Origin of the sequence: Pseudomonas sp. Sample_22, from assembly GCF_004307635.1 — a bacterium.
GTDB lineage: Bacteria > Pseudomonadota > Gammaproteobacteria > Pseudomonadales > Pseudomonadaceae > Aquipseudomonas.
In genome coordinates this window covers 1-1,749 of the sequence record NZ_RCNY01000014.1, presented here as the reverse complement: position 1 = coordinate 1,749, position 1,749 = coordinate 1, and the positions used below count along the sequence as shown (strand labels likewise).

Sequence of the window (1,749 nt, the reverse complement as noted above, 5' to 3'; positions counted from 1 at the left end):
CCTCCTGATTGCGGCCATTGCCCTCCAGCCACTGCACCAGCGTCACCAGCGCCGGATAGAAGTCCGGGTCACGTTCCAGCGCCGAGCGAAGCAGGCCTTCCACCTCGCCGTTACGACCACTGGCCTGATACAGCAACGCCAGGTTTAGGTTGGCTTCGGCGCGTTCGAGCAGGCTTTTCTGCACATCCTCGTACTCGGCGATGGCGCTGTTCCAGTTGCCTCGCGCAGTGCCCAGACCATTGCGCGCCACGCCGAGCAAATCCCGCGCCGCGGCGATGCGCACGGCTTTCACCGGATCGCTGAGCAATGGCGACAGCAACTGCGCCCGCTCCGGTGGCGGCAGGAAGGCGCTGACCGCATGCACGGCACTCTCCCGTACTTGCGGTGCCGGGTGGTTCAGGTCTTTGCTGGCCAGTTTCAGCGCCTGCTCACTGGGGTAGGCGGGCAGCTCGGCCAGCAAGGTCGCCCGCTGAATCGCCGGCAGGTTGCTGCGCTGCAATTGCTCGAACAACGCCTGCGCCGCGCCCGCCTGACCATTGCGAATCAGCCACAGGCTCTCGTCGTAACGCGGGGCTTGCGGCGCATTCTCAGCGCTCCACAATTTGAATTGCTCGGTGACCTTGTCCCCGGCCTTGCCCTGATGACAGCTCAAGCAGGCATCCGGCGTGCCGAGCTTCTGGGCGCGTTCAGGATTGGGGATGCTGAAACTGTGGTCATGTCGCAAGTCGTTGATCATGTAGAACTTGCTCGGCATATGACAATCCACGCACTGCGAACCCGGTTGGCCCATAGTGTGACGGGTGTGTTCCACCGAATCGTAGTTTTTCGCCTGCAGGCCCTTGCCATCGACCCCTTCGACCGCCGTCTTGCCCGCCGTGTTGTGGCATTGCAGGCAGACACCGTTGCCCGGTGCCTTGAGCTGTTCGCTGTGGGGGTTGTGACAATTGCTGCAGCGCACGCCCTTGTCGAACATCTTGCTCTGGGCGAAGGACCCGTGCTCGAACACCTCGTCCTTGATCTTGCCATCCAGCGCATACAGCTCACGGGTCAGGACGCTGGGCAGGTAATCGTCCATCAGGCGCTTGCCGACGGTGTAGCCATCGCCCAATGGCGCGCGACGGGCGTGGCAGCGGGCGCAGGTTTCGATCTCGACCGTAACGTCCTGGTCCTTGAGGTCGACGGCGAATCCGGCATGGATCAGGTCGGACTTCTTCTCAGCCCATTGCAGGTGGTTGGATGCCGGCCCGTGACAGGCCTGGCAGCCGACGCCGAGGCTGTTCCACTGACCGTCGAAGGTGTTTTTCGCCGCATCGAAATTGCGCTTGTAGCCGGTGGTGTGGCACTCGACGCACATGAAGTTGGCGTTCTGGCTCGGTTTGCTCCAGTGCAGCGGGTCCTTGAAGGTCACGCCCTGGCCGGGATAGAGATGGAGCCAGCGGTTCTTCTCGGTATCCCAGGCTATGCCCAGCGCCTGCAGACGGCCATCGCCGACCTCGATCAGGTATTGCTGCAACGGCGCGATGCCGAAGGTATAGGCGACCTTGAAGTCGGCATTCTTGCCGTCGATGCCCGGGGTGTTGACCCAGAAGCCGTCGTCCTTGCGCGAGAAACGGGTGGTTTCGTTCTCCGCCTTGAAGGTGACGTTGTTGAAATCGCCGAGCATGGTCTCGGCGCTGGCCGCCTGCATCGCCAACTGGTGATGCGAGCCTTGCCAGTCCTTGACCTGGGCGCTGTGACAGCCTTGGCATT

Annotated in this window: 1 protein-coding gene; it reads right to left on the bottom strand. The window is 62.6% G+C overall.

Going from position 1 to position 1,749, the window contains the following annotated elements:
- Nucleotides 1-1,749, bottom strand: a 1,749-nt coding sequence (locus D8U73_RS02535; protein WP_130903643.1) for a cytochrome c3 family protein, incomplete at both ends; no start/stop codon positions are given.